This window comes from Nocardia vulneris, assembly GCF_001613425.1.
Lineage (GTDB): Bacteria > Actinomycetota > Actinomycetes > Mycobacteriales > Mycobacteriaceae > Nocardia > Nocardia vulneris.
Map to the genome: position 1 here is coordinate 556,212 of NZ_BDCI01000002.1, position 14,368 is coordinate 570,579.

14 protein-coding genes are annotated in these 14,368 nt (G+C 66.5%); 2 read left to right on the plus strand and 12 right to left on the minus strand.

All coding sequences use genetic code 11. The features are described 5' to 3' along the window. Positions 1–77: 77 nt before the first annotated feature. The 7 genes from NVU01S_RS04135 to NVU01S_RS04165 form a co-directional block, all read right to left on the minus strand. On the minus strand, positions 78–1,073 hold the full coding sequence (locus NVU01S_RS04135; protein WP_244467119.1) for an ABC transporter substrate-binding protein: 996 nt from the start codon (positions 1,071–1,073) through the stop codon (positions 78–80). Continuing rightward, positions 1,070–1,891 (minus strand): ABC transporter permease, encoded by an 822-nt coding sequence (locus NVU01S_RS04140; protein WP_043665032.1) that lies wholly within the window; start codon positions 1,889–1,891, stop codon positions 1,070–1,072. Before NVU01S_RS04140 ends, NVU01S_RS04135 begins: the two co-directional genes overlap by 4 nt. Then, entirely contained in the window at positions 1,888–2,604 is a 717-nt protein-coding gene (locus tag NVU01S_RS04145; RefSeq protein ID WP_373864181.1) for an ABC transporter ATP-binding protein, read from the minus strand. The genes NVU01S_RS04140 and NVU01S_RS04145 overlap by 4 nt, the downstream gene beginning before the upstream one ends. A gap of 57 nt (positions 2,605–2,661) precedes the next feature. Then, positions 2,662–3,282 carry a polysaccharide deacetylase family protein gene (locus NVU01S_RS04150; protein ID WP_307681307.1) on the minus strand — a complete coding sequence of 207 codons (621 nt, stop codon included), beginning with the start codon at positions 3,280–3,282 and terminating at the stop codon, positions 2,662–2,664. Positions 3,283–3,472: 190 nt separating this feature from the next. Beyond that, positions 3,473–4,501 (minus strand): ABC transporter substrate-binding protein, encoded by a 1,029-nt coding sequence (locus NVU01S_RS04155; protein ID WP_043665039.1) that lies wholly within the window; start codon positions 4,499–4,501, stop codon positions 3,473–3,475. Beyond that, positions 4,498–5,313: an ABC transporter permease gene (locus NVU01S_RS04160; protein ID WP_052280216.1), complete on the minus strand. Its 816-nt coding sequence runs from the start codon at positions 5,311–5,313 to the stop codon at positions 4,498–4,500. Before NVU01S_RS04160 ends, NVU01S_RS04155 begins: the two co-directional genes overlap by 4 nt. After that, positions 5,294–6,313, minus strand: coding sequence for an ABC transporter ATP-binding protein (locus NVU01S_RS04165; RefSeq protein WP_244467120.1), 1,020 nt, complete (start codon positions 6,311–6,313; stop codon positions 5,294–5,296). Before NVU01S_RS04165 ends, NVU01S_RS04160 begins: the two co-directional genes overlap by 20 nt. Before the next feature lie 81 nt (positions 6,314–6,394). Here NVU01S_RS04165 and NVU01S_RS04170 point away from each other — a divergent pair, with 81 nt between their 5' ends. Further along, positions 6,395–8,032 (plus strand): PucR family transcriptional regulator, encoded by a 1,638-nt coding sequence (locus NVU01S_RS04170; protein ID WP_052280217.1) that lies wholly within the window; start codon positions 6,395–6,397, stop codon positions 8,030–8,032. A 397-nt stretch (positions 8,033–8,429) separates the two neighbouring features. Next, positions 8,430–9,767 carry a cytochrome P450 gene (locus tag NVU01S_RS04175; RefSeq protein WP_082031847.1) on the plus strand — a complete coding sequence of 446 codons (1,338 nt, stop codon included), beginning with the start codon at positions 8,430–8,432 and terminating at the stop codon, positions 9,765–9,767. Positions 9,768–9,923: 156 nt separating this feature from the next. On the opposite strand, the gene NVU01S_RS04180 is transcribed toward NVU01S_RS04175, so the two are convergent. From NVU01S_RS04180 to NVU01S_RS04200, 5 genes are all read right to left on the minus strand, one after another. Then, a complete protein-coding gene (locus tag NVU01S_RS04180; protein ID WP_043665043.1) occupies positions 9,924–10,763 on the minus strand; it encodes a hypothetical protein in 840 nt (279 codons plus the stop codon). After that, a complete protein-coding gene (locus NVU01S_RS04185; protein WP_043665046.1) occupies positions 10,760–11,497 on the minus strand; it encodes an ABC transporter ATP-binding protein in 738 nt (245 codons plus the stop codon). Before NVU01S_RS04185 ends, NVU01S_RS04180 begins: the two co-directional genes overlap by 4 nt. 16 nt (positions 11,498–11,513) lie before the next feature. Beyond that, positions 11,514–11,993, minus strand: a complete 480-nt coding sequence (locus tag NVU01S_RS04190; protein ID WP_043665048.1) for an MTB12 C-terminal domain-containing protein — start codon at positions 11,991–11,993, stop codon at positions 11,514–11,516. A gap of 108 nt (positions 11,994–12,101) precedes the next feature. Beyond that, the gene (locus NVU01S_RS04195; protein ID WP_043665049.1) at positions 12,102–12,914 is read right to left on the minus strand and encodes an SAM-dependent methyltransferase; all 813 of its coding nucleotides are present in this window, start codon (positions 12,912–12,914) and stop codon (positions 12,102–12,104) included. 331 nt (positions 12,915–13,245) lie between these two features. After that, positions 13,246–14,313 (minus strand): hypothetical protein, encoded by a 1,068-nt coding sequence (locus tag NVU01S_RS04200; RefSeq protein ID WP_156161431.1) that lies wholly within the window; start codon positions 14,311–14,313, stop codon positions 13,246–13,248. Between the last annotated feature and the right edge of the window lie 55 nt (positions 14,314–14,368).

Consider the following 14,368-nt stretch of genomic DNA (forward strand, 5'->3'; position numbering starts at 1 on the left):
CAGATTGCAACTTAAACTGCATCAAGAAGCCGGGCGGTGGGACTCGACGTCCTCGGCGAGTTCGCCCGAGCTTGTGGTCACTCGCCGGAGAAGGCGGTGGAAACGTAGGTGCCCGCCGCGATGACATCGGCGTAGTCGAGTAGTCCGGCGTCCCGGTACGCCTGCTGCTGAGCGGTCAGCTGCTCGGCGTCCGGGCTCAGATCGGGTCGCCATCGATATGCCGGGGTCGCTTCGAGTACCGCGCGGTCCTGGCCGGTCGCCTGGGCGAGGATGGCGAGGTTCTCCGGCGACTTGACGCCGCCGTCCTGGAGATCCCGGCTCGCTCGCTGGAGCGCGCGGAAGAACGCATGCGCCGCAGGCGATTCGGTGAACGCACCGCCGTAGACGACGCCGGTTGCCGAGACGCCCGCGGCGGGTACCGCGAGCGGCACCGCGATACCGGCCTGCTCGATCCGGGTGGTGAAGGGCGCGGCCGTCAGGGCCGCGTCCACGCCGCCGTTCGCCAGCGCGGTCCGCTGGTCCGGGATGGGAATGTTGACGATCTGCACGTCGCCCAGCGCGAGCCCGGATTGCCGCAGTATCGCGGCCAATTGGTAGCCGCCCGCGGCGGCCGCGCCGCCGGACACCGCCACCTTGCGGCCGCGCAGATCGGCCACCGAGGTCACCTCGCCCGCCTCGACCAGTTTCTTCGAGACCTCCAACGCGGACGGCGAGGCTTTCGGGTCCCCGGGCGCAATCCCCATGGAGCCCACCACTTTCAGGCGCAGGCCGCTGTGCACGGCATTGAACAGACCGGCGGAGAAGCCGGCCACGACCACATCCACCTTGCCCGCCGCCGCCAGCGGAATCGCGTCCTGCCCCGCCTTCATGGTCTGCAACTCGACCGTCAGACCCTCCTCGGCGAAGTACTTCTTACCGGCCGCCACGTACAGCGGCGCGAACAAGGTCGACGGGACGTGCGCGACGGTCACCTTGCCGGCCGGCGCAACGGGTTGCGCTGCTCGGCCGCCGCAACCGGCGGCGACCAGCACCAGAACTGGAATGGCAGCTGAGAGAATACGTTTGGCGATCATTGTTTCCTTCCACTGATCTCTTCGAGACTGCGCCGCCACGGCATGGCGACGAACTCCGCGGCGGCGAGGGCACCGGTGAGGCAGGCACCGAGGAGGGCCGCGGTCAACAGGCCCGCATACATTCGTTCGGGCTGGAACAGCTGCCACGAGTTCCAGATCAAGTAGCCGATCCCGCTGTTGGCCGCGACGAACTCGACCGCGATGACGACCGCTACCCCGAGCCCCGCGGCGATGCGCAGGCCGGTGAAGACGGCAGGCAGACAGGTGGGCAACAGGACGAATCGCCACAGCCGCCAGCCGACGGCCCGATAGGCGGTGGCCGCCTCGAGGATTCGCGGATCGATCTGGCGCATACCGGCGAAGGTGTTGATCTGCAGCACGAAGAACACCGTGATCGCGACCGACAGGATCTTCGGTGTTTCGGTGAGCCCGAAGATCAAGAGCAGCAACGGCAATACCGCGACCTTCGGCAGCGCGTACAGGGCAGAGAACAACGGACCCAGCGCCGCCGCGACCGGTCGCCAGCGCCCCATCGCACAGCCGACGACGACACCGCCGCACGCACCCGAAACGTAGCCGACCGAAAGCCGGTAGAGGGTGGCGCTCACGTGCTCGCGCAGCTCGCCGCTGCCCGCGAGTTGCGTCCAGCGGGCGAGCACCGCCGACGGCGGCGGGAACAACTGAGCGTCGATGAGGTTCAGCCGCGCTGCGAGTTGCCAGCCGGCCAACAGCAGGATCGGGCAGCCGACCGCGAGGAGCAGATCCCGGCGGCGGCGATTCCGCTCGCGACGCCGGATGGCGTCGATCTCGGCGCTCATCCGGCCTGCGCCGATGCCGCCGCGTCCGCGCGCAGCGCGGTCCAGATCCGATGCCGGAGCGCGGTGAATTCGGGGGTCAGGGTGAGTTCCAGGCTGCGCGGCCGCGCGAACGGCACGGCGAACTCGGCTGCCACCCGACCCGGCCGCGCCGACATGAGGGCGATGCGGTCGCCGAGCAGCAACGCCTCATCGATGCTGTGGGTGACCAGCACGACCGTCTTGCGTTCGGCCTCCCACAGCCGCACGAGTTGCTCTTGCATCAGCAGCCTGGTCTGCGCGTCCAAGGCGCCCAAGGGCTCGTCCATCAGCAAGGCCGGTGTCTCGAGGGCGAAAGCGCGCGCCAGCGCGACCCGTTGGCGCATACCGCCCGAGAGCTGGTGTGGATAGGCCTGCTCGAAACCGGCCAGACCGGTACGCGCCAGCCACTCCCGGGCCCGCGCGGTGTACTCGGCGCGCCGCATTCCGGCCATCCGGCAACCGAAGGCGATGTTGTCCAGCACGTTCAACCACGCGAACACGCCGTACTCCTGGAAGACGAAGGCGGACGGCGGAATTCGCCCGTCCGCCGACGGCACCCGCACACGCCCCGTCGTCGGTGTGTCCAAACCACCCACAATGCGCAACAGCGTGGACTTCCCGCACCCCGACGGGCCCACGATGCAGGTCAACGAGCCGGCCGCCACCCGAAGCGAACAGTCCCGCAGCGCCCACACCGGCTGCCCTTCGCCCAGAAAGACTTTCGAAACGCCTTCCGCTACGAAGACCATGGGTCAGTGCCTCCGCTCGAACACGTCGTCGAGCGTGACCATCGTCAAGCGCCGATCCCGAATGATCTGCAACAGCTGGTCATAGACGCGGGTGACCGGGCGCTGGTTGGCATGGCCGATCACGATCGACTGCGCTCTGAAGTACTTGCGGGCGTTCGCCACCAGATCCTGTTCGGTGATGATCTGCTGGTCGCCGAGCGTTCCGTACCACATGACCGGTACCGTGTAGCCGTGATCGGCGGCGAGCGCGTCGACCCTGGCGTCGCGATAGCCGTACGGCGGGCGATAGAACGGGGTTCCGTCGACGCCGAAGTTGTTGCGCAACAACGCTTTGGTGCGCGCGAACTGAGCCGCGACCTCTTTATCCGAAAGCCGGGTCAGATCCGGGTGATCCCACGTGTGGTTCCCGAGTTGGATCTGCCCCCGGTCGACCAGCGGCTGCAGCATCGGCTTGTTGACCGTCCACGACGAATAACACGCCGTCACGAAGAAGGTGAACCGCGCGCCGCTGTCCTTCGCGAAACGGATGTAGGCCGCGACGACGTCCGAGCTGGTGCCGTCATCGATGGTGAGCGCGATGTTGTCGCCCTCTCCCGGAATCGCCGATACCACCCCGCTGGGCATCGGAATCCGTGCGACACCCGGCTGGCGGGGCGGCGGTACGGGCGGTCCGCTGTGGACCACGGGACTCGCCGCGGGACGCGGGACAGGCCGTTCTGCCTCGTCGTTGTCGAGCGAACACCCTGCGGTCAGCGAGAGCGCACCGGCCGCGAGCACGGCGAGCACTCTGCGCCGCGACCGATCTCTGCCGCCCTCACCCATGGCTGGGCAGGTAGTCGTTGGAGTAGGTCTGCGACAGGTCGATCTCGGCGGCGGCGACGGTGCGGTCGGATTGTGCGAGCACCTTGCGGACGGCCTCTGCGCCGTCGACGGAAATGGTCCCGTCGGTGGAGAAACCGTCCTTCATCTTGGCGATCGTTTCGACGTAGGTCGCCCGATCGTCCTGTGCGAACTCTGCGGGCATGCGGGCGGCGATCTCCTCGGCGGAATGCCCCTGGATCCACCGCAATGTCCGCACAATCGCCTCGGCCAGCGCGGTAGCCGTCGTGCGGTTGCCGTCGAGCCATCGGCTGCTCGAATACAGCACCGAGGCCGGGTATTTCGAGACACCGAAGGTCTGCTCGACGCCCTCGCTGCTGCGCGCGTCGAGCAACACCTCGACCTTGTCGGCACCGGCCCGCCGCTGCAACAGCGAGAACGCGGGATCCACCAGCACCGCCGCGTCGACCCGGCCGTGCGCCATCGCGGCCACCGCGGTCGCCGCCGTCCCGATCGCCTGCACGCTCACCGCGTCCGCCGCCAGACCGTGCTTGCTCAGCACGTATTTCAGAAAGAAGTCCGTGGACGAACCCGGCGCGCTGACCCCGACGTTCGCACCGGCGAGATCGGCGATGGAATGGATCGGCTTACGCGCCGCGGGCGAAACCGCCAGCACCAGTTCGGGCCGGTTCAGCATGGTCACGAACGAGGTCAGCGCCCGGCGCTTGGCCTGCATCTGAATGGTGTGGTCGTAGTATCCCGCGACGACATCGACGCTGCCGCCTTCCAACGCCTGCAACGCTTTCGAACCGCCTTGCAGGCCTTGGATATCGACCCACACTCCGGCCTCGCCGAAGTAGCCGAGACGCTGGGCCAGCACGAGCGGCAGATACACCGGCAGCGTCCGTCCGCCCACCCCGATGACGACGCGCCGGCCGCTCTCCGGTTTCCGGCCACAACCACCGACTGCGAGCACCAGCACCACCGCTGCCAGCAGCACCGCCGCACATCTCTGTTTTCTCATTCTTGCTTGCCTTTCGTAATTGCCGTGCCACGCACGGGCTGCCACCGCAGCAGATGACGTTCGGCGCGATCGGCAGCCATGTCGACGACCACCACGACCGCACACAACACAGCGATGCCCGCGAACACCCCGGTGGTGTCGAAGGTGCCCTCCGCCTGAGCGATCAGGTAACCGAGACCACTTGCCGAACCGAGGTATTCGCCGACGACGGCCCCGATCACGGCGAAACCGACGCTGAGTCGCAGACTGGCGAGAATCCAGGTCAACGCACTCGGTAACAGCACGTACCGCCACAGCTGCCGCTCGGTCGCACCGAGCATCCGCGCGTTGTCGACCAGCAACTGGTCGGCCTCCCGCACACCCTGATAGGTGTTGAAGAAGACGATGAACACCACCAGCGAAACGCCGAGCGCGACCTTCGACCAGATGCCGAGCCCGAACCAGAGCAGGAAGATCGGCGCCAGCACCACCCGCGGGAGCGCGTTGCCGATCCGCACATACGGCTCGACCACCGCCGCGACGAATCGCATTCGGGCCAAGGCGAATCCGAGCACGAGCCCGGCGATGCCGCCGATGCCCAGCCCGAGTGCCGCCTCGACCACGGTGAGGCGCATATGGCGCCAGATCGAGCCGGAGCCGAACCAGTCACTCAGTCGGACAGCGATATCGCTGGGCCGCGAGAAGAAGAATTCGTCGATGGCCCCGTATCGGGCAGCGAGTTCCCAGCCGAGTAACACGGTGACTGCGAGCCCGAGTTGCGCGATCCGGATCGCGGCGACCCGACGCCGACTCTTATTGCGCTGCAGGGACATAGGCGAAGGTCTTGCGGACCTCGTCGCGCAGGGCCGTCCAGATCGCGCGATGAATCCGCGCGTATTCCGGATGCACCCGGATCTCGAACAGGTCGCGCGGCCGCGGCAGGTCCACCCGGTAGCGGCCGACCACGCGACTGCCCGGTCCGGCCGACATCAGCACCACTTCATCGGACAGCGCGATGGCCTCGTCGAGGTCGTGGGTCACGAACAGCACCGTCTTCGCGCTGCCGGTCCACAACGTGAGCAATTCGTGCTGCATCACCTGCCGGGTCAGTACGTCCAGGGCGGCGAACGGCTCGTCCATGAGCAGGATCTCCGGATCGACGATCCAGGTCTGCGCGAGCGCCGCCCGTTTGCGCATGCCGCCCGAGAGTTGGTGCGGGAACACGCGTTCGAAGCCGGACAGGCCGACCCGGGCGAGCCACGCCAGCGCCATGCGTTCGCGCTGCGCCGCGCGCATCCCGCGCAGCCGCAGCCCGAAAGCTACGTTGTCGAGCACCGTCTGCCACGGCAGCAGCGGCTCACGCTGGAACAGATAGCCCGCCTTGCGGTTTCGACCATATAATGGCCGGCCATCGATCAGCACCCGCCCTCCCGACGGCGCCGACAGGCCCGCCACCGCGTTCAGAACGGTCGACTTGCCGCATCCGGTCGGGCCGACGATGGCAACGAATTGCCCCTTTTCGACCGTGAGGTCCAGCTCGGACAACGCGCAGTGCGCGCCGGTTGCCGTAGGGTAGGACACGGTCAGTGAGTCGAGCGATATTGCCATTCCTTCGGCGCGGATCAACACGCCCGCACGAGCGCGAAGCCCGTAGCGAAAGCCGCTGTGCCAGTGGGCTTTTCCCATTCTTTGACCATTCTTTTCCCTTCGCATGAGCAACCGATAAATCAGCGTGCCAGAAACGATGACGGGCCTCTTGTGGCGATCCGACGTTGTGCGATACGCGGTTTGTCGGTTTCGACAAACCGCGATCCTCGAGGCTTCGTTCGACAATGCCGAACGGCGTCGGGCAGATCTTCGGCCCGCTTCCGTACTGTCGGTCGACGGGACATTCGAACCAAAGGAGCAGGCGTCGTGTTCACCGGCACAGCAACGGTCGACAGTCTCGTCAGCAGCCTCGCCGCCGAGCCACTCACCGTGATCGCCGGCGACCGATTCGCCGATCGGCAGGTCTCGACCATCGAGTTCTACGATCCGGTGCGCGGCCTGCCCCGCGACGGGGCGTTCATCCTGGTCGCCGCCGACCTCGGGGCGAATTGCCTGCACGACGTGGTCTACGACGCAGCACGCCACCATGCCGCGGCGGTTGCCGTCAAAGGTGAGATACCGCCGCTGCCCGCCTCGTTGCCGCTGACGATCGTGCGGGTCCGGTCCGACGTTTCCTGGATGGACCTGGCCAGTGCGTTACGTGAACAACTGCTCGAGCACGTGCAGAGACAATGGTCCCCCGCCGAGACCGCCGCCGATCTGTTCGCCGTCGCCGACACCATCAGCGCCGCGGTGCACGCTCCGGTCACGATCGAGGACTGGCGTTCCACTGTTCTCGCATGGTCCGCGCAGCAGACGACGGCCGACCCGATGCGCACCGAATCGATCTTCGCGCGCACCGTCCCCGGCAAACACCTCCGCGCGCTGGAACAGCACGGCGTCTTCGAGCGGCTGCAGACCAGCACCGACCCCGTTTTCGTCCCCCAGGGCGTCGCCGGCGACGGCACCGCGGCCCGGGTGGCGATAGCGGTCCGCGGCGGCGGGTCCGTCCTGGGCTACGTCTGGCTCGTCGTGTCGGAGCCGCTGTCCGCCCGGCTGTCCCAGCGCTTGACCGCGGCCGCCGAACTCGTCGCCGCGCACCTGCTGGCGGCTGGACACGACACGTGCGGACGAGCGCAGCGACGTCGCCGTGAGCTGGCCGAGGCCTTGATCGCCGGCGGGCCCAGCCGAATCGCCACAGCGGAGAAGCTGGGCCTGTCCGAGGGCCCGGTGTCGGTGCTGGCGCTCGGCTTCGCACGGACCGGGCCAACGCGACGCGCGACGCCTTCCACCGGTATCTCGGCGGAAACAGCCGATTTGCGACGCATCGAGGATTCACTGGCCCATTACCTGGCCGCGGTGCACACTTCGGGCGTAGCGATCAGGGCAGATCATACGGTCTACGGAATACTCGCCTGGCCGCATCGGACGCGAAAGCAAGCATGCGCCGCAGCGCAATCCTTGGCTGCCGACTTCGCCGGACGAACCCCGCTTCCCATTTCCTGCAGAATAGCGGTGAGCCCGCCCGCCCAGTCCGTTTCGGATTTGAGCCAGGCCCGCATCCAGGCCGAGGAAATATTGCGGACGATGTGCCACCCCGCGGTCGTCTCCGATGCCGTGGCGAATCTCGACGGTACGTTACTGCCGCTGGCTTTGCTGCAGCTGGCCGATTACGCCGATTCCATCGCACTGCCCGAATTCGTCGGCGCGCTGCGAGTGCTGGCAGATCAGGACGGAGAGCAAGGGCCGCTCCTGGCCACCCTGCGGGCCTACCTCGACAGCGCGGGCCGGGCCGAGGTCGCAGCGGCGACGCTGCAGCTCCACGTCAACACCGTGCGGTATCGCATGCGGCGGATCAGGGAGGTCTGCGGCCTGGACCCCGAGGACACCGACGCGATGCTGCTCGCCCATCTCCAACTCCGGGTGGGCGAGCTACGCCGCCGCAACCACCCGGCACCCGACTGAACGGCTCACCTGTTCTCGCGCCCGATCGGTGGAACCTATTGCCCTGGTGTGAAAGTCGCGCAATCGCCTGGGTAGCGCCAGAAGACCTCGATCGTCTCCGGCCTCGGCTCCGCCCTCGCGGCGAACATTTCCACCGCGCCATTGTTCGCCGCCGCTATCGCGTAAATCGTTCCGCCGCAAGTCCGAACAGGTAACAGTTCAGTGTGTCGTCCTCCATCTCGCGGCCCGGATCGGGACGTCACGGCAAAGCCGAACAACATGACGCGCCGCCGATGATCGCAGTAGGACAAACGTTTTCGCTTGTCGCCCCCGCCGTCAGGGAAATCCGAGCTAAGGTAACGTGTCGATCGACAACGGACCTCAGCGATAGCGGTCGGATCCGCCGAAGTCCTCGACCTTGGACCTGCCGAAGAGAGGGCAAGACACAGTGGACCTTCGTGACGTCCCGTGCGGTCCCGGACGTTTGCCTGTCGTCGGACACGGTTGGCGGATCGCGCGCGATCCGGTCCAGTTCATGGTGGATCTGTCCAGCGTCGGAAAGATAGCCCGGGTCGATATCGGCAGCCGCGTCGTCTACGTCATCACCGATTTCGACCTACTGCACCAGGTGTTGATCGAGAATTCCAGCACCTACGAGCGCGGACTCCTCTTCGAACGCATTCGTCTCATATTCGGGGAATCGTTCATCGTCGCGGACGGCCAAGAACACAACGATATTCGTCGTATGCTCCAGCCCGCGTTCCATCGCACCGAGCTGGAAAGCTACGCGCACATCATGAAGCGTAACGCGGATGCGTTGGCGGATTCGTGGCAGCCGGGCCAGGTCGTCGAATTCACTTCCGTCCTGCTGCGTTTGGTCATCACCGACCTGCTGGGGTCTCTCTTCTCGCACGAACCCACTGACGAAGACATCCAACTCATCTCGGGTCTGATCAACGATATCGGCGCCGGCGCCATCGTGGGCAGTATCTTGCCGAAGCAACTGGCGAGCCTGCCATTGCCGGTGAACCGTAACTTTCGGTCGGGAGGAGCGCGACTGCGCGGCTTCTGCCGGGAGCGGCTGCTCGCACGCCGGGCCAGTGGTGTCCGCCGCAACGACCTGATCGATCTCCTGCTGGACTCGCCGGAGGCCGCGCAGCGTGGTGACGAGTTCCTGGTGGAGCAGGCCATGACCGTGCTCTTCGGCGGGATCGACGCCCTGACCGCCACGCTGACCTGGACGATGTACGAGCTGGCACAGCATCCCGCGGCGGCTTCGCGACTGCAGGAAGAGATCTCCGCCGCAGGCGATTTCAGTCCCGGCAGCCTCGACAAACTCGACTACCTGAACCAGTTCCTGAACGAGGTCACCCGATCTCATTCGGCATTGCTGCAGACGAGGCGCAGCATCACCACGGTCCAACTCGGCGGTTTCGAGTTCCCCGCCGGAACCGATATCGGTTACAGCCTCGCGGCCATTCACCGCAACCCGAACATCTTCCCCGATCCGGACGTTTTCGACCCCGATCGGTGGTCGGCCGCCGGGGTGAAACACCGGAGCTTCGCTCCGTTCAGCATGGGCAAGCAGATGTGCATCGGCAATAACTTCGCCTGGATGGCACTGCAAACCACGCTTTTCAGTCTGCTGTCGAAATGGGAGTTCCAGGCCGTCCCGATCAAGAAGCCCGGGCGCGCCATGGGGCCGATCCCGGTGATGAAGAGGCTTCCGCTCGAGGTTCGTCCGGTCTCCGGCTAGGTTTTGTCTTCTGTCGCTTGGTGTTGCTTGCGTCCGGGCTTGTTGGCTGGCTGCCGAAGTGTGACTTGCTCAGGTTGGTGTGCCTGCCGCGGGAGTTACGGGGACTTCGAGACAGAACCCAGTCGAACCATCGACTCCGTAGCCACCACGCTCGGCTCAGGGTGTGCTTGATTTGGTGAGCGTTGTTCTGCGCTGGCCGGACACGCGGCGAAGCAGGATCGGCAGGGCGGCCGTGACGACGAAAAGGGTCGCGGCGACGATCACGAAATAGAGCAGAGATCCGTTACGGCCGAAGCGCGGGAGGAAGGCGACCTCTTGGCCGGTGGCGGCGACGGCGTTGAGGAACGGGGCGTAGGCCTGCAGGGTGAGGCCGTGCGGTAGCAGATTGACCGAGTTCTCGGCGACGTAGACCCAGAACAGCAGGACGGCAATGGCGGCGGATGGGGTGCGGATCACCGACCCGACCGCGATCCCCACGCCGCACGCGGCGAACGCGTAGCTCGGGACGGTCCAGAGGAACCGGATCCCGGCGGCATCCGTGATGTCCACCGCCCCATAGATTTTGGGGAATTGAGCGGGCAGCGTGACCATGACGACGACGAGCAGCACCGTCGTCGCGATCGCCGTGATGACGCCGTAGTACATCCACCGGGCCAACGCGACCGTCCAGGAGCGGGGAAACAGGAAGGCGTTGAGATCGCTTGTCTGACCGCGCCATTGGGTGGCGTGGGCGTAGGCGGCGGTGACCATCATGACCGACACGGACAGGGTGATCACCCAGTACACGGAGTTGGTGGTGGAGACCGTGGCCACGTAACTCTGCCCGGGCAGGTCGGCGAGTCGTTCTGCGACGGCGGCGATCGCGAACGTGACGATCAGCGGCAGCGCGAAGGTGAGGGGGACGGACACGGTCCACAGAAAGCTGCGTCCCGCGGTGCGGGTCCATTCGGCGGCGATGCCGCGGCGGATCAGGGTGGCCGGACCGGGGCCGCTCATGGCGTCACTCCCGACGGGAGTTCGGTGGGCAATCCGGCGATGCGCAAGTAGGCGTCTTCGAGGCCGGTCTCACCGGGCTCCAGGGTGTTCATGAGGTGAGCGAACAGCTGGTCGGCCAACACGCGTCCGTTTCCGATGATGACGATGTGGTCGGCGTTGCGTTCGACCTCATCGAGCAGGTGGGTGGCGACCAGGACGCACGTCCCCGCATCGGCGAGGTCGCGCAGCAGTCCGCGGATCCAGCGGATACCCGCGATGTCGAGGCCGTTGAGCGGTTCGTCGAGCAGCAGGGTCTGCGGCTCGGAGAGCAGTGCGGCGGCGATGCCGACCCGTTGCAGCATGCCGAGCGAGTAGTGACCGAGCCGGCGATCGGCGACCCGGACGAGATCGACGAGCTCGAGGACGTCCTCGACCCGGCCGGTGCGCAGTCCACGGGCCCGGGCGATCCAGCGCAGGTGCCGGCGTGCGGTGTGGCGCGGGTCGAAGGCTCGGTAGTTGAGGTGCATGCCGAGCGAGGCCGGGGTGCTGTGGTGGGCCCGGACGACGGTGTCGTCGACCCGGACCGTACCGACCGCGGGCGTGATGACGCCGCAGATGCACCGCAGCAGCGTGGTTTTGCCGGTGCCGTTCAGACCGATGAGGTAGGTGAGTGCCCCGTCTGCCACGCTCAGTTCGGGGACCTCGAGGACGGTGACCCCTGGATACCCCAGGGTGAGGTCACGGATTTCGATCACGGTGCGCGGCGGGCCGTCAGAAGTCGCAGCCCATGGCCAGCCCGACGGCCTTGACTCCTTCGCAGACGGAACTGTTGGACAGCTTCCAGACACCGTCGATCCGCTTCCAGACCACGCGCGCAACAAGATCCGGTTGTCCCGCCGACTTGCTGCGCAACATGGCGGTGTGCACGTTGCCCTCGTGGGTTTCCGGACCGGTGATCTCGTTCGATCCGCGCGGCGCCCGGTACCAGCCGATGTTGTACAGGGTGCGGGCAACCACGACCGCCCGCATGCCGCCTTCCATATGGGCGGCCTTGGCCTCGTCGGATCCGGGCAGTTCGATCAGGAACGCGACCTGATCATCGAGTTCGTTGAGTGTCGGGACATCGTCGGTGATGAGATCCCCCGGCGCGGCGGCGGCGAGCGGGGCATTGACAACCGCGGCACCGGTCGTGACCACGGCGACCGTCATGATCGACGACACGACACCAGCGACAGTTGTGAGGGTCTTCATTATTTCATCCTCTTGATCGACTGGGACAGCACCTGATGCACGCTCGAATGTGCAGGCGGCCAACAACAAATTGGCGTACCCGACATTACTCCTCTTGCTACCGGATTCTCAGGGTTTGCGGCCGATGACGCCGTCCATGATCATCCGAGTTTTCGGCAAGTCGGGCCGCAGCCACTCCTGCACCGGGACCACACCGGGCTCGAGCAGCTCGAAGCCGTCCATGAAGGCCTCCGTCTGCGCCGCGGGCCGGAAGCAGACTTGCGCGGACGTGCCCGCCGTAGCTTCGAGCACCTGGAGTATCTCAGGGGAGGACGAGGTGGAACCGTGCGTGATCGCCAGCAAACTGCCAGGGGCCAACCGATCGCGGAAGGCAGCGATGATATCGCCGGGGCCTTCTTCGTCCATCACGTAGTGCAGCACACCGATGATGGTGATGGCCACGGGCTCGTTGAAATCGATCAGGGTCTGGTTCTTCAGCTGATCGAAGATCTCGTCGGGATGGCGAATATCGCCCAATAGTGCTGTGACACCGCGGGGGCCGGCCAACAGCGCGTCGCAGTGGGCGTGCACGACCGGGTCGTAGTCGACGTACACCACCTGCGCCGACGGCTCGATCTCGCGAGCCGCCTCGTGCACGTTGGGCGAGGTCGGGATACCCGAGCCGAGATCGATGAACTGCCGGATGCCGGCATCGGCGGCCATCTGGACCGCTTTGAGCACGAAGCTGCGGGCGAACCACGCCACGGTCTTGACTTCCGGTGCGCTGGAGAGCATTTCGTTGCCCATGTCTTGGTCTACCTCGCGGTAGTCCTTCCCACCCAATAGGTAGTCGTACACCCGCGCAGAGTTCAGCGCGCCGGGGTCGAACGGTTCCGGCTTTCGGTCGTTCTCCGGCGCAGGCCCTTCAGTTGCTTCGACCACGGGTGTAACCGTAGCCGATCACCCCCGCAGGTGTGTGCTCCTCCACGGATCTGACGCTCGGATGTGTTGGAATTCGTGGCGCCGTACCCAGTATCGCGCCTGCCAAACCGGCCCTTCGGTCTGCGCTGGGACGAACCGCGCTCCGGCACAACGGTGTTCGCGACGCCACCGACAGTCCGATATACGCCGATTTCGGCGTGCGAATGAGCGGATTTCGGCGTGCGGCTGCGGCTTTCGCCGCGGTTTGTTCCCGTCCCGGTGTGCACCACGTCTGCGCCTGCCCACCTCGGCTGGCGACGGCCGACAAGGGCCACTGTGACCAAAGGTCGTTTCAGAGATCTGTTTCCGCCAGGGCGACCGCGTGCGCGACCGCGGACCGCGCCCGGTCGACGGTCGTATAGCGCCCTAGACCGCAAGGCGCCGCGACGTCCAACGGCCCGCCGTAGGCCGCCTCCGCGATCGCCAGTGCCTGCCGGGCCTGCGCGAGCGGCTGCGCCGCATGCGCGAGCCCGGCGGCGACCCGCGTATCCGCGGGCAGTTCGAGGCGGGCCAGGGGCGCGTAGTACCGCGGCCGGACCGGCGCCTGTTTGCCGTCGCCGATGGGCATGTGAACGAAATCGAGATGTCTTCCCGCAGGCCAGTATCGGGCTATCGCGTTCGCCAGATCGACGACCGCCGCCGCCGATCTCGGCGCCACGGCCGGCTTGTCGTCGAGACTGCCGAAGCAGAGATGGACGCCGAAGTGGGCATCGTGAGGCGCCCGTGCGACGAGCCGGCCGATCGCTCGACCCGCCGCGGCGGCCGGGCCCTGCCGCAGGACCCCGGGCATGCGCGCACAGATGAGCGTCTCCGCGGCCAGCTCGAGTTGGAAGACGACGTTGTCGCCCAGCTTCTCGTGGATTCGGACGATCTCTCGGACGGTCGCGTCGACGATCGGGCGGTAATAAGGGAAGGCGCGGGCACCGCGCTGCGCCGAGCGCCGACGCCACACCAGCATCCGTGCTTCGAAAGCGATGAAACCGATGACGAAAGGCGTCGGTATGCCCACCTGAAAGCGCAGTCCGGGATCGGATCGCCGCATCTGCGCCAGCGCCTCGAGTGCCCGGTCGGTCTCCGCCGCGTAGCCGAGCGCGGCGTCGAGATCGGCTTCGGTCAGCGACCTGCCTTCCTTCAGCCGAAAAGTGTTGCGGGAACGCAGCGTCGACCAATCCCCGCGGCGCACGGGCGCCAGCGCCGGGATACTGTCGAGCCGGTCGATGATCGGCCTGATGTACCACTGGGCGCGATAAGGGTCCGCCTCGCCACCGGGTAGCACGCCGTCCAGATATTCACCGGCGGTGTCGACGGCGAACGCCATAGCCTTCTCTGGAGTGTCCAACTGTCCGGGCAAGCTGCCCACGAAGTGAATCCTGCGCTTAGGCTGCACCGCGTCAGTGTTGCACATCGGCTCTGCG